The organism is Xanthomonas sp. LMG 12462 (assembly GCF_009192885.1).
Classification (GTDB): Bacteria; Pseudomonadota; Gammaproteobacteria; order Xanthomonadales; family Xanthomonadaceae; genus Xanthomonas_A; species Xanthomonas_A sontii.
In genome coordinates this window covers 1-20265 of sequence record NZ_NMPP01000061.1, presented here as the reverse complement: position 1 = coordinate 20265, position 20265 = coordinate 1, and the positions used below count along the sequence as shown (strand labels likewise).

The following is a 20265-nucleotide window of genomic DNA, read 5'->3' as shown; positions in this document are numbered from 1 at the left end:
GACTTCAGTCCCGACGCGATAGCGCCGGAGTGAACACGATGGCTCTGCTCGTTGCAGTTGATGGCCTGGAGGCGACATGGGCCGCTCCCACAAGCAACGAGGGGCACGTGGCGGCTGGGCTGAGCATATTTCTTGGGGTCGGTCGGTGGCAGGTTCGTGCGCCTGCCAGCAGATGAAGCGCCACCCCGCTGCGCCGTCCGCAGGCGCGGCAATTAGCGGAGTCAGTAGCAGACGCGCGCGCCTGCCAGCAGATGAAGCGCCACCCTGCTGCGCCGTCCGCAGGCGCGGCAAGCAGCGGAGTCGGTGGCAGAATAGGCACTCTTTGCCCCCGGCCGACGTTTGCGCATGACCTATCTCCACCAGATCGATCCCATCGCCTTCTCGTTCGGGCCGGTGAAGGTGCATTGGTACGGGCTGATGTATCTGGCCGGCTTCATCTCGGCCTGGTGGCTGGGCCGCCGCCGCATCCGCGCCGGGCGCCTGCCCGGGGTGAACGAGGACGGCTTCTCCGATCTGCTGTTCTACGCGATGCTCGGCGTGGTGCTGGGCGGGCGCATCGGCTACATGCTGTTCTACGCGCTATCCGATTTCCTGGCCGACCCGCTGCTGATCTTCAAGGTGTGGGACGGCGGCATGAGCTTCCACGGCGGCCTGCTGGGCGTGCTGGCGGCCTGCCTGTGGTGGACGCGCAAGGCGCGCCTGCATTTCTTCGACACCGTCGACTTCATCGCGCCGCTGGTGCCGCTGGGTCTGGGCTTCGGCCGCATCGGCAATTTCGTCGGCGGCGAGTTGTGGGGCAAGTTGACCCACGCCGGCTGGGGCGTGATCTTCCCGCACGCGCCGATACAGGACGGCGTGGCCAATGCGCCGGCACTGGAGAGCCTGAAGAGTGCCGCGCAACTGCAGCAGCAATACGCCGCCGGCCTGCTCGATCGCTATGCCCGCCATCCGTCGCAGCTCTACGAAGCAGCGCTGGAAGGATTGGTGATGTTCGTGGTGCTGTGGACGTTCTCGATGAAGCCGCGGGCGCGCTATGCGGTGTCCGGCCTGTTCGCGCTGCTGTACGGCGTGTTCCGCTTCGCCGTGGAATTCGTGCGGGTGCCGGATGCGCAACTCGGCTACCTGGCGTTCCATTGGCTGACCCGCGGCCAGCAGTTGAGCATCCCGCTGATCCTGCTCGGCCTGTTCCTGCTGTGGCGCTCGCGCAGCGCGCCGGTGCTGCAGCCGGTGCCGCCGCCGGAGGTGAGCAAGTGAAGCAATACCTGGACCTGCTGCAGCACGTGCTGGAGCACGGCGCCGAAAAAGCCGACCGCACCGGCACCGGCACGCGCAGCGTGTTCGGCTGGCAGATGCGCTTCGACCTCAACGACGGCTTCCCGCTGGTCACCACCAAGAAGCTGCACCTGCGCTCGATCGTGCATGAGTTGCTGTGGTTCCTGAAGGGCGAGACCAACATCGCCTATCTCAAGGACAACAAGGTCAGCATCTGGGACGAGTGGGCCGATGCGCAGGGCGAACTCGGCCCGGTGTACGGCAAGCAGTGGCGGCGCTGGACCGGCGCCGACGGCCGCGAGATCGACCAGATGCAGTGGCTGGTGGACGAGATCAAGCGCAATCCGGATTCGCGGCGGCTGGTGATCAGCGCCTGGAATGTGGCCGAGTTGCCGCAGATGGCGCTGATGCCCTGCCACAGCCTGTTCCAGTTCTACGTGGTCGACGGCAAGCTCAGTTGCCAGCTGTACCAGCGCAGCGGCGATATCTTCCTCGGCGTGCCGTTCAACATCGCCAGCTACGCGCTGCTGACCCACATGGTGGCGCAGGCCACCGGCCTGGGCGTGGGCGATTTCGTGCACACGCTGGGCGATGCGCATCTGTATTCCAACCACTTCGAACAGGCGCGCGAACAGCTGGCACGCACGCCGCGGCCGTTGCCTCGGTTGCGGTTGAACCCGGCAGTCACCGATCTGTTCGCTTTCACCTACGACGACATCGCCATCGAGGGTTACGACCCGCATCCGGCGATCAAGGCGCCGGTGGCGGTGTGAGCAGCAGCTGGGAATCGGGAATGGGGAATCGGGAATCGGCGAGCGCCGCCGTCGCGACGGGGACGGATGTGGCGCCGCTTACGCGCCACCCTCTGCAGTTGAGCCTGATCGCGGCGCTGGACCGGGCCAATGCGATCGGCCGCGACAACGATCTGCCGTGGCGCTTGCCGGACGATCTGAAGCGATTCAAGGTGCTGACCCTGGGCAAGCCGGTGCTGATGGGGCGCAAGACCGCACAGTCGCTGGGGCGCGCGCTGCCCGGGCGCTTGAACCTGGTGATGACCCGTTCGGGGCAGGTGCCGTTCGCGGACATGCAGCCGGTGGCGTCGTTGCAGGCGGCGATCGACGCGGCGCGCGAGGCCGGCGCCACGGAGCTGGCGGTGATCGGCGGCGGCGACATCTTCGCCCTGGCCCTGCCGTTGGCCGACGTGCTGTATCTGACCCATGTCGACACCGTGGTCGACGGCGCCGATGCGCATTTCCCCGCGTTCGATCCGGCGCAGTGGGAGGTGCTGGCGCGGCAGGCGCATCCGGCCGATGCGCGGCATGCGCTGGCCTTCGAGTTCGTGGATTACCGGCGCCGCGTATAGGTGTCACGCGATCCCGTAGGGCGCTTGCTGCCCCGATTCCGCCAGGCGGATGATGACGGTGAAATTATCGGTGCGAAATTTAGACAGATAATGCTTTTTATCTCAAAAAACGATCTGTTCTAATTTTCCGGTGCGCCAGGAGTTGTGGGCTCTGACTTTCTGCTTCATAAATGACGGGCCATGGTTAATGGCGCGTGCTTTTAAGGAAATCATGCCAAGGAGTAATTCATGAAGATCGGGCTAGTTCTTGCTTCACTGTTGCTTTCTACCGCTGCGCTCGGCGTGTATGCATCTTCCAAGGGGGATTCATTTAACTTGAATGCCAGTGAGGTTTCCGATGCCAATAATGCCGTCAGCGCTAAGGAGCCATTGTTCTTTTCCAAGTCTGGGAGCTATGTTTCTGCAGACGGCGCAACTTTTTCTGTAGACAGAAAGTCGAAGGGTTCTTGGCCTTACCTGATCGATTTGTCAGGCTTTACTTTCATTAAAGGCGAGGACTTCGAAGTTTCTGCTGCGAATGGAGGTAGGTACTATCCGGAGATGGATGCCTTTGTTTTCAGCTCGTTTACCCAGGTCAGTCCCATGGATTTGTCAGTAAAATCTATGCGTTGTACCGCTGGTGGGCAGGTGCAAGTCACTTACTCGAACGGGACTGTTGTCACTGCTGATAAGGTCTGTACTTCCGTCGAGACAATCACTTGCGAAAAGGGGCAGCTCAAGCGAATGGCTGCTTCGATCTGCAGTTGATCGTTACGAAGCCGAAGGTGCGGCAACAAGCCAGCCGGTTTAAACGGCTGGCTTTTTGATGATTTGCCGCCGCGGCGTGCCACTGCGCGCCGCTGGTGGCGGTCCCTGCACCGGACGGCCCGGAACCTGCACGACCTGCAGGTCCTCGCTGTCCAGGCGCAGGGCGGTGAGCTTGCCGCCCCAGACCGCGCCGGTGTCGATCGCGTGCACTCCCTGGGTGATGGTCAGGCCCAGCGTCGACCAGTGTCCGCAGACGATCTTCAGGTCGCGCTCGACCCGCCCCGGCACCTCGAACCAGGGATACAGGCCCTGCGCCTGGGTGCCGGGCGTGCCCTTTTCCTCGATCGCGATGCGCCCGCGCGGGGTGCAGTAGCGGGCGCGGGTGAACAGGTTGATGATCGCGCGCGAGCGGTCGTAGCCGGTCAGGCCCGGCGACCAGGCCGGGCGGTCGCCATACATGTTGCGGAACAGCTTGCGGTAGCCGTTGCCGTGCAGTTGCTGCTCCACCTCGCGTGCATGCTTCTCGGCCAGCGCGGTGGTCCACTTCGGCGCCAGGCCGGCGTGGATCATCATCCAGCCCAACTGGCGGTCGGCGTGCAGCAGCTTCTGCATGCGCAGCCAGGTCAGCAGTTCGTCGCGATCCTCGGCCAGCACGATGCGCTGCAGGTCCGGGTTGACCTTGCGCTGCTCGTCCGGACTGCGCTCGCCGATCGCCAGCAGCGAGAGATCGTGGTTGCCCAGCACCACCACGCTGTGTTCGCGCAGCGAGTGCACCAGGCGCAGGGTCTCCAGCGATTGCCCACCGCGGTTGACCAGGTCGCCGCAGAACCACAGCCGGTCCACCGCCGGATCGAAGCGGATCTTCTCCAGCAACTGCTGGGTGATGTCGTAGCAACCCTGCAGGTCGCCGATCGCCCAGACCGCCATCAGTGCAGGGTCCGCGGGACGGACAGCACGAACGGCGCGATCGCGGCGATGAAATGGGTCCCGTCGTCGGCTTCCATGTCGTAGTGGCCGCGCATCGTGCCGTGTTCGGTCTCCAGTACCAGCCCGGAGGTGTAGCGGAAATCCTCGCCCGGGCGCAGCCGCGGCTGTTCGCCGACCACGCCGTCGCCGTCGACGCGTTCGATGCGGCCGTTGCCGTCGGTGATCTCCCAGTGGCGGGCGATCAGGCGCGCGGCGACGCGGCCGCGGTTGTGGATGCGGATCGTGTAGGCGAACGTGTAGCGTCCGTCCTCCGGCGCCGATTGGTCGTCGAGGAATCGGGGCGACACTTCGACCTCGATCCGATAGGGGGCGTCATCGTTCATCCCCACAGTTTAGAGCGTGTTTTGCCGTTTGAGGCGAGATGCGACAGCGGTTGTCACGACCGAGCCGCTGGCACGCGGCAATGGCCCTGGTGGCCGCCTGCGCGAACCGCCGGTGCGGGCTTGTTGCTGCGGCAAGCAGTGTGGAGGAGCGTCGTTGGCGGGCGGTCCGTGTTGTGCGGCTTGCGGCGCCGCGGCGTCGAGGCGATGTCGTCGCCGCACGCGCGCGGCGCAGGCCAGCGAGGCCTGTGCCGGCGGCATGCCAGGTGCGGAGCGACACGCGCGCAGGGGCCTCACCACACAAGCAGGCAGATGCCGTGCGGCGAGGGACGTCCGCTCAGGCGTGCGCGATGTTGGCCAGGCGCACGAAGTCGCCGACCTCGAGCTGCTCGGCGCGCGCGTCCGGACGCACGCCCGCGGCCTCGAATTGCGCGGCATCGCAGACGCCGTTCAAGGCGTTGCGCAGGGTCTTGCGGCGCTGCCCGAACGCGGCGCGGACCACGTCGGCGAAGCGCTTGGGATCGGCGATGCCCACCGTCTGCGGCGGCCGCGGCACCAGCCGCACCACGGCCGAATCCACCTTCGGCGGCGGCCGGAACGCGCCCGGCGGCACCACGAACAGCGAGGTCACCTCGCAATACGCCTGCAGCATCACGCTGAGTCGGCCGTAGACCTTGCTGCCCGGGTCGGCGGCCATGCGGTCGACCACTTCCTTCTGCAGCATGAAGTGCATGTCGGCGATCGCCGCGGCGTGGTCCAGCGCATGGAACAGGATCGGCGAGGAGATGTTGTAGGGCAGGTTGCCGACCAGGCGGATGCGCGCGCTCTCGGCCAGGGCGGCGAAATCCACCGACAGCACGTCGCGGTTGAGGATGGTCAGTTCGCCGACGTCGGCCGCCGCCGCGGTCAGTGGCGCGATCAGGTCGCGGTCGAATTCGATGACGGTCAGCCGGCCGTGCCGGCGCAGCAGCGGGAAGGTGATTGCGCCCTGGCCGGGGCCGATCTCGACCAGCCGGTCGCCCGGCTTGGGATCGACCGCGCGGACGATGCTGTCGATGTAGTGGCGATCGCTGAGGAAGTGCTGGCCAAGGGATTTCTTGGCCGGGGCGCCGAAGCCGGAAGAGGAAGTCATGGGGGCATTTTATCGGCATGCACGGGGCGGCGCGCGCTCGCAGCGACGCAGGAGCGGCATCACCGAGCGCGCCCTGGTTGCGGCAGATCGCGAACGCCGCCCGGATGTGCGCCTAGAACTGCGCGCGGCGCGCGGCCAGTTGCGCGCACAGCGCAGTGGCAGCGAACAGGCTGGACGGATCGGCCACGCCGCGGCCGGCCAGCTCCAGTGCGGTGCCGTGGTCGACCGCCACGCGTGGGTAGGGCAGGCCCAGGGTCAGGTTCACCGCCTGCTCGAAGCCGCTGTACTTGAGCACCGGCAGGCCCTGGTCGTGGTACATCGCCAGCACCGCATCCACGCTCGCCAGCTTCTGCGGCAGGAACGCGGTATCGGCCGGCAGCGGGCCGAGCAGGCGCATGCCCTCCGCGCGCAAGGCGTCCAGCACCGGCTGCATCACCTGGATTTCCTCCAGGCCCAGGTGGCCGTCCTCGCCGGCATGCGGGTTCAGCCCCAGCACCGCGACGGTCGGCGCGGCGATGCCGAACTCGCGGCGCAAGGCGGCCTCGGTGATGCGTAGGCTGCGTTCCAGCAGGGCTGGCGTCAGCGCATCGGCGACGGCGCGCAGCGGCAGATGGGTGGTGACCAGGGCCACGCGCACGATGGCGTTGGCCAGCATCATCACCACCTCGCGGCCGGCGTGTTGGGCCAGCAGTTCGGTGGTGCCGGTGTAGGCGATGCCGCCGGCGTTGATCGCCGCTTTATGGACCGGGCCGGTCACCACGCCGTCCAGTTCCCCGCGCAGGCAGGCATCGGCCGCCTGGGTCAGTGCGGCGATCACCGCAGCCGCGTTGGCCGGTTCGGTCGCGCCAAAGCGGCTGGGCACGGCATTGGCGACCGTGCGCAGGCGCAGGTCGCCAGGGGCGAGGGCGGGGCTGGATTCGGGCAGCAGCTGCAGCGGCAGCGACAGCGCCGCCGCTGCGGCGCGCAAGGTGTCGGGATCGGCGAAGGCCAGGAGTTGGCAGTCGTGACGCGGCTGTTGCGCCAGCCGCACGCACAGCTCCGGGCCGATCCCGCCCGGCTCGCCCGGCACCAGCGCGAGCGAGGGGCGCATGGATCAGGGCTTGGCGGCGGGCGCCGGCGCGGGCGTGGCCGCCGGCGCAGTGGCGGCGTCGGTGTTGCCCACGCGCAGGTCGACGTAGGCTTCGCCGCGCATTTCCTGCAGGAAGCGGTTGTATTCCTCTTCCAGCTTGCGGCGGCCGATGGTCTCGCGGACCTGGGCGCGCTGGGTATCGCTGGTCACGTCGGTCTGGCGCTCGCCGACGCGCTGCACGATGTGCCAGCCGGCCTCGGTGCGGAACGGCTGCGAAATCTGGCCGTCCTGAAGGCTGGCGACGTGCTGGCCGAAGTCCGGGCCGAACGCGTCGGCCGGGAACCAGCCCAGATCGCCGCCCTGGCTGCGGCTGTTGGTGTCTTCCGACGCTTCCTTGGCCACGGCCTGGAAGTCGGCGCCGCCGGCGATGCGGGCGCGCAGCGTCTCGATCTTGGCCTTGGCGACCGCGTCGGGCTGCGCATCGTTGACCCGGATCAGGATGTGGCGGGCGTGGTACTCGGTGACCGTCTTCTTTTCCGGATTGGCAGAGGCGTCGCGCACTTCGACCAGCTTCAGCAGCTGGAAGCCGCTGGGGCCGCGCAGCGGGCCGGCGACCTGGCCCGGCTTCATGTCGCGGATCAGCTGCGCGAACGCGTTGGGGATCTCGTCCAGGCTGCGCCAGCCCAGGTCGCCGCCTTCCAGCGCGTTGGGGCTGTCGGAATAGCGCACCGCCGCGGCGTTGAAATCGATCTCGCCCTTGTCGATCAGGTTCTTGACCCCGTCGATCTTGCCCTGGGCGGTCTTGATCTGCTCGGCGGTGGCGCCTTCCGGCAGGCCGACCAGGATGTGTGCCAGGTGGTACTGGGTGCCGGTGGTGGCTTGCTGCGCCAGCGCCGCGTCGACTTCGGCCTCGCTGACGTTGATGCGGCTCTGCGCAAAGCTCTGGCGCAGGCGCTGCACGGTGATTTCGTCGCGCACCGAGTTGCGGAAGTCGGTGTAGGACATGCCGTCGGCGGCCAGCTTCTTGCGCAGGCCGTCCACGTCGGTGCCGTTCTGCTGGGCGATGCTGGCGATGGCGCGGTTCAGTTCGTCGTCGCCGACGCGGATGCCGGTGCTGTTGGCGCGCGCGACCTGCAGCTTGACCAGCACCAGACGCTCCAGCACCTGCCGCTGCAGCACATTATCCGGCGGCAGCTGCGCCTCGCGGCCGGCATACTGCGCCTTCACGTTGCGCACGGCACGATCCAGTTCGCTCTGCAGTACGACATCCTCGTCGACCACCGCGGCGATGCGGTCCAGCGGTTGGGTTTGTTGCGCGGCGGCCGGAGCGGACACGCCGGCGATCGCCACCAGGGCGGCGAGAAAAACAGAAAGGGTCTTGGTCATGGAATCTGGTTCGGATCGTAAGCGTCCGGATCGGTCGTGGTGTTGCTGGGCGGGACCAAGTACAGGTCGTCGCGGTTGTAGCCGAGAATAGCACGGCGCAGAACGCGGTCCGTGTCCTGGCCCAGGGACGACAGCCCCTTGAGCACGAACTCGATCTGGAAGGCGGTATCCAGCGCGCCGGTGCGGTTGCGCACGTAGCGCCGCGCCAGCGCCCGCACCGCCAGGCAGCAGCTGTCCCACTGCACGCCGAGGATGCTTTCCAGCGGCTTCTTGTCCATCAGCGAGTAGTAATGCCGGCCAACGACGCTCCAGGTCGGATTGATCGGGTACAGGAACGACACGTCGGCCTGTTCCAGCAGATCGCGGCGGTAGCGGTAGGCGATATTGACGATGCCGTCGCCGGGCATCAGGTAGCGCGCGCGGAAGCTGGCCAGGTCCTTGCGCCGGTACTTGGGATCCCACTGGTAGGTGGCGCCCAGGTTCCAGCGATCGTTGATCATGTAGTTGGCATCGGCGACCCAGGCCGACTTGCCCTGCTCGATGGTGGTGTCGCTGTTGGGCAGGCTGACCCGCGAATCGCTGAAATACAGGATCTGGCCGAGGCTGACCGACAACTTCTCCTTGCCATCGTCCTGGCGCAGCAGGCGCGAGCTCAGGGCCATGGTCAGCTGGTTGGCGTCGTTCTGGCGGTCGGCACCGGTGTAACGCGAATCGCGGAACAACTGGCCCCAGCTGAAGGTGAACTCGCGGGTGTCGAAGATCGGCAGGTCGTTCTGGTCGCGGTACGGCGTGTACAGGTAGAACAGTCGCGGTTCCAGGGTCTGCAGATAGTTGGTGTTGCCCCACTTGGTATCGCGGTCGAAGTACACGCCCGCATCGACCGTGGCGATCGGCAGGCTGCGCGAGGGCGTGGTGTCGCCGCCGAGCGTGGCCGCCAGGTCCTTGTCCAACTGATAGGCGGTGTAGCGCCAGGCCAGGGTCGGCTTGAGGAACCAGGCGGCGCCGGCCAGCGGCATCGAGATGTAGGGCTTCAGGTCCAGGCGGCTGCCGCCGGGGCGCGGGGTGACCACGCCGGTGCGTTCGTAGGTGCCGTCGGTGGTTTTCTGATGGATATCGTCGTGCACGAAGCGCACCGCTTCGCTGTACAGCCCGGCTTCGAAATAGTTGCCGAACGACTGGTCCCAGTTGAAGAAGGCGCGCGGCTGGCGGTTGTACGGCAGCGCATCCTCGGTCAGGGTGTAGTCGGTCAGCTGCCAGCGGTCGGCCATCACGCCCGCGGTCCAGGTCTCGCCGGTGCCGTAGACGCCGATCGTGCTCTGGATGTTGGACACCGCATTGCCGAGCAGGCGGTTGGAGAAGTCTTCGGTGTAGCGCTCGTCGCTGACCCAGGCCAGCGAGGCGCGCGCCTGCCACTGCGAATTGATGTTGTGGTAGCCCTGGTAACTGAAGCGGCCGCGATCCTTGTCGCGCAACTTGTCGTCCGGCAGGTAGGCGGCCTGCAGCTCACCCTTGCCACCGTCGTAGAGATAGCGGAATTCGCTGCCCAGCATCAGGCCGCGGCGGGCCATGAAGCGCGGATACAGGGTGGCGTCGTAGTTCGGCGCGAGGTTCAGGTAGTACGGCTGGGTGTAGTCGAAGCCGTTGCGGCTGGACATGCCGATCGCCGGGAACAGGAAACCGCTGCTGCGGCGATCGTCGATCGGGAACTTGAACCAGGGCGCGTACAGCACCGGAAAGTTGTAGATCTTCAGGATCGCGTTGCGCGCGGTGCCGAAGCCTTCGTCGTTGTCGACGTCGATTTCCGGCGCGTGCAGCTCCCACACCCGCTGCGAGGGGTCGCAGGTGGTGTAGGTGGAGCGATGCATCTGCCCCAGCGCACCCTGCAGGTCGACCGAGTCGGCCTTGCCGTTGCCGCGGCGGGCCAGCAGCTGGTAGCGGATGTTGGTGATCTTGTGGGTGTCGGTGTCCTGATTGCCCTCGGCGCGGTCGGCGATCATGCGGATCGACGAGTCCTGGTAGCGCACGTGACCCTCGGCAATGTAGTTGCCGGTCTCGGTGTCCACCCGCAGGCTGTCCGTGCCCATGAACTGGTCGCCGCGCTTGAGCGCGACGTTGCCGGTGTAGTTGGGGATGGTGGTGGTGCCCGACAGCTGGTCGCCTTCGATATTGGTCGGCTGCTGCTCGCGGTTCTGCGCCAGCTTGGGATCCGGCTGCTGCGCGTCGTCGAACTTGGGTAGCACGTCCGGGGTCGGGCACAGGCCCCAGTTCGGCGGCTTTTCAGCCGCCAATGCCGGCAGGCACAGGGCGATACTGAACGGAAGAGGGAGCAGGCGAAGGGTTCGGCGCACGCGCGTCAGGTATCGGGCGAAAACGGTCGCTAGCTTGCCCCATCCCGTGCATAGGGGCAATGAAGGCGTCCCCGGGGCGGGGGACGGGGTTCATCGGCCTGGCGGAGCGGGGTTTCGATCCGGGCGTGCCGCGCCGCGGCCGCCGCTGCGCGGGCGCGGACCCTCAGCGCAGCGCGTCGACGTGGGCGACGCTGCCCTCGCGCAGGGCCTGCAGGTCGTAGCCGCCTTCCAGCAGGGACACCACCCGGCCGCGCGCGTGCCGCTGCGCGACTGCGCGCAGTTCGGCGGTGATCCAGCCGAAATCCTCGGTCTCCAGCATCAGGTCGGCCAGCGGGTCGCGCATGTGCGCGTCGAAGCCTGCCGAGATCAGCAGCAGCTGTGGCTTGAACGCGTCCAGCAACGGCAGCATCTGGTCGGCCCAGGTGTTGCGGAAGCGGAAACCGCCGCTGCCCGGTGGCAGCAATGCGTTGTGCAGGTTGCCGACGCCGCGGTCGTGGACCCCGCCGGTGTGCGGGAACAGCCCGGACTGGTGGGTGCTGAGGTACTGCACCTTCGGCTCGCGCTCGAAGATCGCCTGGGTGCCGTTGCCGTGATGCACGTCGAAATCGACGATGGCGATCCGCTCCAGTCCATGCGCGTCGCGGGCGTGGGCGGCGGCCACGGCGACGTTGTTGAACAGGCAGAAGCCCATCGCGGTGTCGGCGGTGGCGTGATGGCCGGGCGGGCGTACCGCGCAGAAGGCGGTGTCGGTGACACCGTGCATCACCGCATCCACGGCGGCGACGCCGGCGCCGGCGGCGCGCAGTGCGGCCGCGCGCGAGCCGGGCGAGAGGACCGTGTCCACGTCGAGCATTTGCGGGCCGTCGAGATCGGCCAGGACGCGATCGATCAGCTCGCGCTCATGGACCCGGGCCAGGTCGCCGAGCTTGGCCAGCGGCGCCTCGCGCCATTCCAGCGGGGGAAAGGCCTCGCGCAGCGCGGTGGTCACCGCCTCCAGGCGCTGCGGCCGTTCCGGGTGTTCCGGTCCGGGCGCGTGGCCCAGGCAGGCAGGATGGGTATAGATCAGCATGCGCGGCCGCGGCCCGGGCGTGGCTCAGGCCTGGCGCCGGTCGTGGCGCCACAGCACTTCGCCGTGGCCGTCGGCCCGCGCCAGCACCCGCGCCAGCACGAACAGCAGGTCGGACAGGCGGTTGAGGTAGCGCACCGCTTCCGGGCGCACCGCGTCCTGCCGCGACAGCGCCACCGTCTCGCGCTCGGCGCGGCGCACGATGGTGCGGGCCAGGTGGCAGCGCGCCGCCGCCTCGCCGCCGGCGGGCAGGATGAAGTCCTGCAATGGCGGCAGGGTGTCGTTGTAGCGGTCCAGATGTCGTTCCAGTGCGTCGATGTCGGCGGCATGGATCGCAGCATGGCCGGGGATGCACAGCTCGCCGCCGAGATCGAACAACTGGTGCTGGATCGCGGTCAGCAACTGCCGCACGTCCTCGGCCAGCGGGCAGGCCAGGACCACGCCGATCGCCGAGTTGGCCTCGTCCACGGTGCCGTAGGCGGCGACCCGCGCCGAGTCCTTGCCGACCCGGTTGCCGTCGCCCAGGCCGGTGCTGCCGTCGTCGCCGGTGCGGGTGTAGATCTTGGAGAGGCGGTTGCCCATCCCGGTCAGTGACCGACCGGCTGGCCGCGCTGGCCCAGCCGCGCCAGCTGCTCGACGCCGACCTGGACCGCCGCGGCCAGCGCCACGTAGAGGCTGGCGCTGCCCAGGTAGGGCAGCAGCCAGTCGCTGTAGTTCTGCCACCAGCCGGCCAGTGTCGGGTTCGGCACGCTGCGGCTGACCCAGTAGAAGCTGCCCTGCGCCAGCAGGTGGCACAGCGCCACCGCCACCAGCAGGCTGGCGGCGGCCAGGCCCAGGGCGCGCCAGTCGGCACCGTGGTAGCGCCGCGCCAGCCAGGCGCCACCGGCCCACAGCACGAAATAGGCCGGGATCAGGCACCAGTAGGCCGGCGACACGCAGTAGTGCTGCCAGAAATCCAGGCCCTGGCTGCGGATGACCAAGTAGTCGACCAGCACCGCCAGCGCCATCAGCAGCGGGAACGCCCAACGGGTCCAGCTGCGCAGGTAGAAGCCGCCGACGAAGAACACCGCCCACGACGCGTCCGGGATCGCCCCGAAGTGGTTGATGCGGGTCGCGGCCAGCAGCGCGGTCAACAGCAGCAGGGCGGGGAGGCGGTGGGTGGAAGGCGTCATGACGGCGGGCACCGGGGCACGTAAGACCCCGGATTCTACTGGAAGCGCGGCGCGCGCGAGCGCCGTGCGCCGCTGCCGCCACGGCACGCAAGCTGGGCGGTGGCGCTCACCGGGCAGACGGGTGCGGGTCGTATCATGGCCGGATGAGCAAACGACATGACGTAGTGATCGTCGGCGGCGGCCTGGTCGGCGCCAGCCTGGCCATCGCCCTGGACCGGCTGGGGGTGGACGTGGGTCTGGTCGAGGCCGCACCGCCGGGCGCGTTGCCGCCGGTATTCGACCAGCGCAACCTCAGCTTCGCTGCCGCCACGGTCAACGCGCTGGGCGCGTTGGGGGTGATGCAGCGGCTGCGCGCGCCGACCGGACCGATCCGCCGCATCCACGTCAGCCGCGCCGGCGATTTCGGCCGGGTGCGGTTGGAAGCCGCCGACTACGGACGCGAGGCTTTCGGCCAGGTGGTCGTCGCGCGCGACTTCGGCGAGGCGCTGGAGGCCAGCCTGGCGGCGACGCGGCAGCTGACCCGCTACCGCCCGGCGCAGTTCGTGGCGCTGGAGCCCGACGCCGAGCATGGAGAGCGCCGGGTGCGGATCCTGCGCGACGGCAGCGAGCAGGTCCTGCACACGCGGCTGCTGGTCGGCGCCGACGGCAGCGCCAGCGCGGTGCGCGAGGCCTTGGGCATCGCCGCAACGCGCCACGATTTCCAGCAGACCCTGTTCGTGGCGCGGGTGCGCGGCAGCCGCCAGCCCGACGGCACCGCCTACGAGCGCTTCCGCGACGACGGCCCGACTGCCTTGTTGCCGCGCAGCGATCGCCATTACGGCGCGATCCACGCGGTGGCCGCCGAGGACGCCGACGCGGTGGCGGCGCTGGACGAGGGTGCCTGGCTGCAGCGGCTGCAGGACGCGCTGGGCTGGCGCGTCGGCCGCCTGCTCGGTAGCGGCGAGCGCAGTGCCTATCCGATCGTGCAGGTGCTGGCCGAGCGGCTGACCGATGCGCGCGCGGTGCTGCTGGGCAATGCCGCGCAGACCTTGCACCCGCTGGGCGCGCAAGGCTTCAACCTGGGCCTGCGCGATGCGCTGACCCTGGCCGAACTGATCGAGCGCGACGGCACCGACCCGGGCGCGCCGGCGCTGCTGCAGCAGTACGCGCAGCGCCGCGAGCAGGATCGCCAGCGCACGGTGACGTTCTCCGGTGGGCTGGCGCGGCTGACCGCCAACCCGGCCACGCTGCTGCGCCCACTGCGCAGCCTGGGCCTGCTGGCGGCGGCGCAGGCCGCGCCGCTGCAGTCGTTCCTGGTCGGCGGCGCGATGGGCTTCCGCGGCGATGTGCCGCAGCTGTGCCGGGAGACGCGCGCATGAGCCGGCGCGGTGTGCTGGATGTGGTGGTGGTGGGCGGCGGTGTGGTCGGCGCGGCCTGTGCGCTGGCCCTGGCCGGCGAAGGCCTGGCGGTGGCGCTGGTCGAGGGCCGCGAGCCGCCGCGCTGGTCGGCCGACACGCCGGACCTGCGCGTCTACGCCTTCGCCCCGGACAATGCGGCGCTGCTGCAGGGCCTGGGCGTGTGGCCGCAGGTCCTCGCCAGCCGCGCCAGCGCATACCGGCGCATGCGCGTGTGGGATGCCGGCGGCGGTGGCGAACTGGCCTTCGACGCCGACACTCTGGGCCGCGACCAACTCGGCTGGATCGTCGAACACAATCTATTGGTCGAACAGCTGTGGGCAGCGCTGCCGGCCGCCGGCGTGCAGGTGCATTGCCCGGCGCGGGTGGAGGCGCTGGAGCCGTCGGCTGAGCGTGCGCGCCTGCGCCTGGACGACGGCAGCCGCCTGGACGCGCGTCTGGCGATCGCCGCCGACGGCGCCGAGTCCACGGTGCGCGGCCTGGCCGGGCTGGACGCGCGGGCGCACGACTACGGCCAGCGCGGCGTGGTCGCCTTCGTGCAGACCGAACAGCCGCACCAGGACACGGCCTGGCAGCGTTTCCTGCCGGGCGGCCCGCTGGCGTTCCTGCCGTTCGCCGACGGCCGCAGCTCGATCGTGTGGACCTTGCCCGAGGCCGAGGCGGCGCGGGTGCTGGCGCTGGACGATGCGGCGTTCGGCGCCGAACTGACCCAGGCCTTCGGCGCCCGCCTGGGTGCGGTGCGCGCGCTGTCGCCGCGGCTGGGCTTCCCGCTGCGCCGGCAACTGGTGGAGGCCTACCAGCGCGGCCGTCTGCTGGTGCTGGGCGATGCCGCGCACGTGGTGCATCCGCTGGCCGGGCAGGGCGTCAACCTGGGCCTGCGCGACGTCGCCGCGCTGGCGACGCTGGTGCGGCAGGCGCAGGCGCAGCGGGTCGACTGGGCGGCGCCGCAGCGGTTGGCGCGCTGGGCGCGCGGTCGCCGCAGCGACAACACCGTGGCCGCCTACGGCTTCGATGCGATCAACCGGCTGTTCTCCAACGACGAGCTGCACCTCACCCTGCTGCGCGGCCCGCTGCTGGGCCTGGCCGGCAAGCTGCCGTTGTTGATGCACGGTTTCTGGAAGCGCGCTTCCGGCGTGTGACCGCGCGCTCCGGCCGAACGCGGCGGCCGCAGATTCGACCACGCGCGCCGAGCGGGGCCCGTACCCTCATCCGCCCCTTCGGGGCACCTTCTCGCGGAGGGAGCAGGAAGAGCCAGCGTCGGCTGGTTTGCTTGAGCCCCTCTCCCCTCGGGAGATGGGTTGGGGTGAGGCTAGGGCGCGAAGCGCAGCACGCAGGCCGCGTTCCTGCCATGGAGAACGACGATGCAAGACGCGACCCGGACGCAGACCGTGGATCTGCTGATTTCCCACAGCCAGGTGCAGTTGCGTGCCCGCGCTTTCGACGAGGCCGCCTGCCGCTGGGGGGCGCGCAATCTGGAGCAGGGCGCGGTCCTGCATCGCGACTACGTGGTGTTCGATCCGTTGCCCGAGGACGCGTTCGGCGCGCAGGTGCACCTGGTGCTGGCCGAGGCGTTCGCGCCCGATCCGCGTGCGCAGCGGCGCATGCAGGTGCCGTTCCGGGTGAATCCGGATGCGCGGGTGCAGGTGGCGTCTGCCGCCGAGGCCTTCGATGTGACACTGGCGCTGCAGCCTGGCGACTACGCGCTGTACTACGAAGTCTGCGAAGGCGACGACGAGGTGTATTACCGGCTCACCCTGGTGCCGGCGGCGCAGCCGGTCGCGGCGCGCTATCTGCTGGACGATCCCTGGGGCGGAACGCAGGATGCGCCGCTGCAGGAAGGCATGCTATAGCGCTCGGCAACGCGGTGGGCGAGGCGATCGATGCGCTGGCGACAGTTGCGCTGAAGCGGTCGAGCGACGCTCTGGGCGTCATTGCTGTCTGCGGTGTTGTCGCTTCAGAAAACAATCGCGCCGCATGCGGCGGGAAGGCCGCAGGCGGCGCGCGTGGTGGAGAGGGTGCGGGTCAGTCTACGCGTGGGTCGCGTCACGTCGACATCCAGCCTTCCAGGTCGGCCTTGCTCAGGCGGCCGTGGTGATGCACGTCGACGGCATCGAACTCGGCGTACAGCGTCGGGTCGGCCTTGGCTTCGGCGCGGCTGATGTAGCCGTCATGGTTGCGGTCGAGCTTGGCGAAGTCGATGTGGTAGTCGCCGACGATCGAGTTGGGTTCGACCGAGGTGACATTGATGATCTGGCCGTTCTGGTGCAGGGTCACTTCGTCCGGCGCCGACTGCGCCATGGCCAGCGCCGGCGCGGCAAGCAGCGCGAACGCGAACGGGACGAGACGAGGAACGATGCGGTTCATGGCACGACTCCTGTTGCTGGGAAGGAGTCAAGAACATAGGCCTGGCCGAATTAATCGACGCTAAAAAAATCGGGCGTTCGCATCTGCACGTCGGCGCTGTTTAGCAAGCGTTTCCAATGCACCCTGCAACGCGACCGAGGGTGCGCCGGCGCCCGCCATGGCGGCGCCGGACGCGTCTCTGGTGCGGCTACAGCCAGCCGGCGAGCTGCGCGGGGCTGAGGCGACCGCTGCGGGTGGTGTCCAGCGCGTCGAACTCGTCGGCCAGCGACGGATTGGCCTGCGCTTCGCTGCGGCTGATGTAGCCGTCGTGGTCGGTGTCCAGCGCCTCGAAGTCGATGCGGTAGCTGCCGGCCACACGGTCCGGCTGGATGCTGCGCACGGTCACCTGCGCTTCGCCGGGCGTGGCCGGCAACTGCACCTGGTGAGTGACCACGCCATTGCTGAGCGGCTGCGCGCGCACGTTGACCGGCACGTCGCGCAGCGGCTCGGTGGTGGCGCTGGAGGCAGTGTTGAGATTCTGCGCCGCGGCCGGCGCGACGCAGGCGCACAGGCAGCAGAGCAGGGCGAGGGAACGGCAGGACATGGACACGACGCAACTCCAGTATGGCGATGGATGGCGGCCCCGGCTCAGCCGGGGATGAACGGAAACGCGAGCTTCAACAGGCCCTTCAGCCCGCCCTCGGCGGTGCTGGCGACGGCCTTGGCGCCGAGGCTGTTGAGCGCGCGGCGCACGTCCTCCCAGCGTAGCTTGCTCACGTCCTTCTTCAATAGATCGGCGACCTCCTCGGCGGTGGGCGCCAGCTTCTGCAGTTCGTGTGTCACCTTGTCCGGCTCCGGCTGCAGATAGCCCCAGCGCTCGGCGATCTTCAGCAGCGTGTCGAAGCGCACCGCCATCACGTCGCGGTTGCGCTCGTACACGGGCATGGCGCCGACGTCGACGATGGCCTGTTCGAAGCGTTGCTGGTCGTCGGGGTGCTCGATGCGGATCGCCAGGAAGCCGTCCTTCTTGCTGCGCTCGCTGACATGCTTGGCCCCGGCGCGCAGGTTGTCCTCGGTCAGCACCGTGGCGACGATGCGCTGCAGCGCCGCCTCGTTGTCCTCCGGCACCAGCGCACGCCAGCGCGCATAGCCGTCGCGGCGCAGGCCCTTGACCTTGGCCGGGGTCACCCGCAGGCGCATCGCCACCGCGTTGTTGGAATCGCTGCGCGAGATCGCGCCGTCGCGTTCCAGCAACACGAAGATCAGCAGTTCCAGGTCGCGTTTGGTCAGCGACTGGAAGCCCTGCAACAGGGTCAGGCGCAGGAATTCGTCGGCGAAGCCGGCCGGGTTGTTCAGTTCGATCGGCTGCATGTGCGCGGCCCTCCAGTCAGTGCAGCCAGGATGCCAGGGGACCATTGCGCGGGCTGAGACGCCGCTGCGATACGCATCCCATCAGCGTCCGTGCTCGCGGCCGGGGCGGTCGCTGCGGAAGGTTTCGATCGCGCCGCGGTCCTGCAGGGTCACGTCGACATCGCGTCCGTCGGCGCCGCCGAAGGCCAGGTTGGTGGGCTTGCGGCCCTTGGTCGCGACCTCGTGCAGTAGCGTGCCGTCGGGGGCCAGCACGATTACCTTGCCGGCGTCGTAGCGGGCCACGTACAGGTTGCCGTCGATGTCGCAGCGCATGCCGTCCAGGCCGGCGTCGGCGAAGCTGGCGAACAGCCGCTTGTTGGAGACGGCGCCGTCGGCCGCACGGTCGTAGACCCAGATCCGCCGCTGCACGCTCTCGTTGACGTACAGGCGCTTGCCGTCGGGGCTGACCTCGATGCCGTTGGTGGTGCCCATGCCGGTTTCGATCAGATGCGCGCTGCGGTCGCGGTCGATGCGCCACAGCTGGCCGCCGTCGTGCTTCCAGTCCGGGTCGCTGGCGTAGAGGGTGCCGTCCGGCGCCATCGCGATGTCGTTGGGCTGGAACGCGCCCGGCAGCGTGGCGTAGACCTCGATGCGCTTGCTGCGCAGGGCGATGCGCAGGATGCGGTGCTGGCCGTAGTCGGCCACGTACATGCGCCCGCGGCGGTCGAAGCGGATGCCGTTGCCGATGCTGCCGTCGGGAAGATCCACGAACAGCGTGGCCTGGCCGCGGCCGGTGGCGTCGCGCTGGACCCGGCCGATGCTGCCGTCGTGGGCGAAGTTGACCACGTACAGCGCACCGTCCGGGCCGGTCGCAGGCCCTTCGATCTTGTCGGTGAACACGCCATCGCCGACCAGGTCATGGGCGCGGAACAGGGTCTCCTGCGCCTCGGCCGGGGCAGCCAGCAGCAGGGCGAGGGCGGCGAGCAGTGGGCGGCAGCGCATCGGGTGTCCGGACGGCGGGGGAGGCGGCAGTGTGCCAGAGGCCCCGGCGCATCGCGCGATAGCGCTCACAGTGCCGATGCCGCGCCAGCGGTTAGGGTGAAGCATCCTTCCGGTCGGAGTTGCGCATGGAGCCGTCCTCGCCGAATCGCCGCCGCCTGTTGCTGGCCGGCCTCTCCGCCACCGCCGCCGGCATGCTCGGGGCGTCCGCCTGGGCGGCCACGCCGGCACGACGCCGCAAGCCGCTGGGCGTGGCCCTGGTCGGCCTGGGCGAGTACGCCAGCAGCCGCCTGGCGCCGGGGCTCGCCCTGACCCGGCACTGCCGCCTGGCCGGCATCGTCACCGGCTCGCCGCAGAAGATCCCGCAGTGGCAGGCGCGCTATCGCATCCCGGATCGCAACGTCTACAGCTACGACGAGTTGGAACGCATCGCCGACAACCCGGACATCGACGTGGTCTACGTGGTCACGCCCACCCATCTGCACGCGCCGCTGAGCATTCGTGCCGCCGCCGCCGGCAAGCACGTGTGGTGCGAGAAGCCGATGGCGCTGCACGCCGAGCAGGCGCAGGCGATGATCGAGGCCTGCGCGCGCAACAAGGTGCGGCTGAGCATCGGCTACCGCATGCAGCACGAGCCCAACACCCGGCGCCTCATCGCCCTGGCCGGCGAGCGCCCGTTCGGGGCGATGCGCAGCGTGCGCGCCGAGGCGGGCTATGCCGGCTATGGCGACACCGACCCGGCGCAGCGGCCGTGGCGGCTGCGCGCGCAGTATGGCGGCGGTGCGATGTACGACATGGGTGTGTATCCGCTCAATGCGGCGCGCTACACGACCGGCGCCGAGCCGCTGGCGGTCAGCGCGCGGCGGTCCACCGATCGGCCGGCGCTGTTCGACGAGGTCGACGAGCACATGCACTTCACCCTGGAGTTCCCGCACGGGGTGACCGCCAGCTGCGCGGCCAGCTTCGGCCGCACCATGAACCTGCTGCGCGCCGAGTGCGCGAAGGGTTGGTACGAACTGGCGCCGTTCCAGGCCTACGACGGCGTGCGCGGCCGGGCCAGCGATGGCCGCCTGTTCGACGTGCGGGTGCACCACCAGCAGGCGCTGCAGATGGACGAGGATGCGCTGGCGATCCTGCAGGGCACGCCGCTGCGCGTGCCCGGCGAGGAAGGCTTGCGCGATATCCGCATCGTCGATGCCATCCAGCGCTCGGCGCGGGAGGACGGGGCGCGGATCGTGCTGTAGCGGTGGCGGCACCAATGCGCTCGTCACAGGAGCGGCTTCAGCCGCGATGGGTTTCCCGGGAAACCCATCGCGG

At 69.0% G+C, this 20265-nt stretch carries 20 protein-coding genes and 1 pseudogene; 8 read left to right on the top strand and 13 right to left on the bottom strand.

Annotated elements, in window-relative coordinates:
• Positions 1–345: 345 nt before the first annotated feature.
• From lgt to CEK69_RS14985, 4 genes are all read left to right on the top strand, one after another.
• Positions 346–1254, top strand: coding sequence for a prolipoprotein diacylglyceryl transferase (gene lgt, locus CEK69_RS15000; protein WP_017916439.1), 909 nt, complete (start codon positions 346–348; stop codon positions 1252–1254).
• Complete coding sequence (locus CEK69_RS14995; RefSeq protein WP_152246453.1) at positions 1251–2045, top strand: thymidylate synthase; 795 nt, start codon at positions 1251–1253, stop codon at positions 2043–2045. Before lgt ends, CEK69_RS14995 begins: the two co-directional genes overlap by 4 nt.
• 92 nt (positions 2046–2137) lie before the next feature.
• Complete coding sequence (locus tag CEK69_RS14990) at positions 2138–2635, top strand: dihydrofolate reductase (protein ID WP_193314004.1); 498 nt, start codon at positions 2138–2140, stop codon at positions 2633–2635.
• 228 nt (positions 2636–2863) lie between these two features.
• A complete protein-coding gene (locus CEK69_RS14985; protein ID WP_152246449.1) occupies positions 2864–3382 on the top strand; it encodes a hypothetical protein in 519 nt (172 codons plus the stop codon).
• Positions 3383–3463: 81 nt separating this feature from the next.
• On the opposite strand, the pseudogene CEK69_RS14980 reads toward CEK69_RS14985, so the two are convergent.
• From CEK69_RS14980 to CEK69_RS14940, 9 genes and pseudogenes are all read right to left on the bottom strand, one after another.
• Positions 3464–4309 (bottom strand): annotated as a pseudogene (locus tag CEK69_RS14980) (symmetrical bis(5'-nucleosyl)-tetraphosphatase); the annotation flags it as partial.
• Positions 4309–4692, bottom strand: a complete 384-nt coding sequence (gene apaG / locus CEK69_RS14975; protein WP_010340000.1) for a Co2+/Mg2+ efflux protein ApaG — start codon at positions 4690–4692, stop codon at positions 4309–4311. The gene apaG and the pseudogene CEK69_RS14980, both read right to left, overlap by 1 nt.
• Before the next feature lie 334 nt (positions 4693–5026).
• Entirely contained in the window at positions 5027–5821 is a 795-nt protein-coding gene (gene rsmA / locus CEK69_RS14970; RefSeq protein WP_152246445.1) for a 16S rRNA (adenine(1518)-N(6)/adenine(1519)-N(6))-dimethyltransferase RsmA, read from the bottom strand.
• Positions 5822–5933: 112 nt separating this feature from the next.
• A complete protein-coding gene (pdxA, locus tag CEK69_RS14965) occupies positions 5934–6911 on the bottom strand; it encodes a 4-hydroxythreonine-4-phosphate dehydrogenase PdxA (RefSeq protein WP_148829865.1) in 978 nt (325 codons plus the stop codon).
• A gap of 3 nt (positions 6912–6914) precedes the next feature.
• Positions 6915–8276 carry a peptidylprolyl isomerase gene (locus CEK69_RS14960; RefSeq protein ID WP_148829866.1) on the bottom strand — a complete coding sequence of 454 codons (1362 nt, stop codon included), beginning with the start codon at positions 8274–8276 and terminating at the stop codon, positions 6915–6917.
• Complete coding sequence (gene lptD, locus CEK69_RS14955) at positions 8273–10624, bottom strand: LPS-assembly protein LptD (RefSeq protein ID WP_081616528.1); 2352 nt, start codon at positions 10622–10624, stop codon at positions 8273–8275. The genes CEK69_RS14960 and lptD overlap by 4 nt, the downstream gene beginning before the upstream one ends.
• 163 nt (positions 10625–10787) lie before the next feature.
• Positions 10788–11693 (bottom strand): histone deacetylase family protein, encoded by a 906-nt coding sequence (locus CEK69_RS14950; RefSeq protein ID WP_152246444.1) that lies wholly within the window; start codon positions 11691–11693, stop codon positions 10788–10790.
• Positions 11694–11717: 24 nt separating this feature from the next.
• On the bottom strand, positions 11718–12272 hold the full coding sequence (locus CEK69_RS14945) for a cob(I)yrinic acid a,c-diamide adenosyltransferase (protein ID WP_010340006.1): 555 nt from the start codon (positions 12270–12272) through the stop codon (positions 11718–11720).
• 5 nt (positions 12273–12277) lie between these two features.
• Positions 12278–12862, bottom strand: a complete 585-nt coding sequence (locus CEK69_RS14940; protein ID WP_152246442.1) for a hypothetical protein — start codon at positions 12860–12862, stop codon at positions 12278–12280.
• Positions 12863–13005: 143 nt separating this feature from the next.
• Between CEK69_RS14940 and ubiH the strand changes: the two genes are divergently transcribed.
• From ubiH to comJ, 3 genes are all read left to right on the top strand, one after another.
• On the top strand, positions 13006–14220 hold the full coding sequence (gene ubiH, locus CEK69_RS14935; protein WP_152246440.1) for a 2-octaprenyl-6-methoxyphenyl hydroxylase: 1215 nt from the start codon (positions 13006–13008) through the stop codon (positions 14218–14220).
• Positions 14217–15395 (top strand): UbiH/UbiF family hydroxylase, encoded by a 1179-nt coding sequence (locus CEK69_RS14930; protein ID WP_152246438.1) that lies wholly within the window; start codon positions 14217–14219, stop codon positions 15393–15395. Before ubiH ends, CEK69_RS14930 begins: the two co-directional genes overlap by 4 nt.
• A gap of 222 nt (positions 15396–15617) precedes the next feature.
• Positions 15618–16106 (top strand): competence protein ComJ, encoded by a 489-nt coding sequence (gene comJ / locus CEK69_RS14925; protein ID WP_152246436.1) that lies wholly within the window; start codon positions 15618–15620, stop codon positions 16104–16106.
• Positions 16107–16299: 193 nt separating this feature from the next.
• On the opposite strand, the gene CEK69_RS14920 is transcribed toward comJ, so the two are convergent.
• The 4 genes from CEK69_RS14920 to CEK69_RS14905 all read right to left on the bottom strand — a co-directional run bounded on the left by CEK69_RS14920 (position 16300) and on the right by CEK69_RS14905 (position 18951).
• Positions 16300–16620, bottom strand: a complete 321-nt coding sequence (locus CEK69_RS14920) for a hypothetical protein (protein ID WP_010340011.1) — start codon at positions 16618–16620, stop codon at positions 16300–16302.
• A gap of 187 nt (positions 16621–16807) precedes the next feature.
• Positions 16808–17203, bottom strand: coding sequence for an EF-hand domain-containing protein (locus CEK69_RS14915; RefSeq protein WP_152246434.1), 396 nt, complete (start codon positions 17201–17203; stop codon positions 16808–16810).
• A 44-nt stretch (positions 17204–17247) separates the two neighbouring features.
• Positions 17248–17970: a hypothetical protein gene (locus tag CEK69_RS14910; protein ID WP_150410781.1), complete on the bottom strand. Its 723-nt coding sequence runs from the start codon at positions 17968–17970 to the stop codon at positions 17248–17250.
• 81 nt (positions 17971–18051) lie between these two features.
• The gene (locus CEK69_RS14905) at positions 18052–18951 is read right to left on the bottom strand and encodes an SMP-30/gluconolactonase/LRE family protein (RefSeq protein WP_152246432.1); all 900 of its coding nucleotides are present in this window, start codon (positions 18949–18951) and stop codon (positions 18052–18054) included.
• 191 nt (positions 18952–19142) lie between these two features.
• Here CEK69_RS14905 and CEK69_RS14900 point away from each other — a divergent pair, with 191 nt between their 5' ends.
• Positions 19143–20192 (top strand): Gfo/Idh/MocA family oxidoreductase, encoded by a 1050-nt coding sequence (locus tag CEK69_RS14900; RefSeq protein WP_226975178.1) that lies wholly within the window; start codon positions 19143–19145, stop codon positions 20190–20192.
• Positions 20193–20265 lie beyond the last annotated feature (73 nt).

Coding starts and splice junctions, on each gene's coding strand:
- rsmA (WP_152246445.1), bottom strand. CDS start 5,821: ATGACTTCCTCTTCCGGCTTCGGCGCCCCGGCCAAGAAATCCCTTGGC.
- pdxA (WP_148829865.1), bottom strand. CDS start 6,911: ATGCGCCCCTCGCTCGCGCTGGTGCCGGGCGAGCCGGGCGGGATCGGC.
- CEK69_RS14985 (WP_152246449.1), top strand. CDS start 2,864: ATGAAGATCGGGCTAGTTCTTGCTTCACTGTTGCTTTCTACCGCTGCG.
- CEK69_RS14960 (WP_148829866.1), bottom strand. CDS start 8,276: ATGACCAAGACCCTTTCTGTTTTTCTCGCCGCCCTGGTGGCGATCGCC.
- CEK69_RS14945 (WP_010340006.1), bottom strand. CDS start 12,272: ATGGGCAACCGCCTCTCCAAGATCTACACCCGCACCGGCGACGACGGC.
- apaG (WP_010340000.1), bottom strand. CDS start 4,692: ATGAACGATGACGCCCCCTATCGGATCGAGGTCGAAGTGTCGCCCCGA.
- CEK69_RS14950 (WP_152246444.1), bottom strand. CDS start 11,693: ATGCTGATCTATACCCATCCTGCCTGCCTGGGCCACGCGCCCGGACCG.
- ubiH (WP_152246440.1), top strand. CDS start 13,006: ATGAGCAAACGACATGACGTAGTGATCGTCGGCGGCGGCCTGGTCGGC.
- CEK69_RS14915 (WP_152246434.1), bottom strand. CDS start 17,203: ATGTCCTGCCGTTCCCTCGCCCTGCTCTGCTGCCTGTGCGCCTGCGTC.
- CEK69_RS14900 (WP_226975178.1), top strand. CDS start 19,143: ATGCTCGGGGCGTCCGCCTGGGCGGCCACGCCGGCACGACGCCGCAAG.
- CEK69_RS14940 (WP_152246442.1), bottom strand. CDS start 12,862: ATGACGCCTTCCACCCACCGCCTCCCCGCCCTGCTGCTGTTGACCGCG.
- CEK69_RS14920 (WP_010340011.1), bottom strand. CDS start 16,620: ATGAACCGCATCGTTCCTCGTCTCGTCCCGTTCGCGTTCGCGCTGCTT.
- CEK69_RS14910 (WP_150410781.1), bottom strand. CDS start 17,970: ATGCAGCCGATCGAACTGAACAACCCGGCCGGCTTCGCCGACGAATTC.
- comJ (WP_152246436.1), top strand. CDS start 15,618: ATGCAAGACGCGACCCGGACGCAGACCGTGGATCTGCTGATTTCCCAC.
- lgt (WP_017916439.1), top strand. CDS start 346: ATGACCTATCTCCACCAGATCGATCCCATCGCCTTCTCGTTCGGGCCG.
- CEK69_RS14905 (WP_152246432.1), bottom strand. CDS start 18,951: ATGCGCTGCCGCCCACTGCTCGCCGCCCTCGCCCTGCTGCTGGCTGCC.
- CEK69_RS14930 (WP_152246438.1), top strand. CDS start 14,217: ATGAGCCGGCGCGGTGTGCTGGATGTGGTGGTGGTGGGCGGCGGTGTG.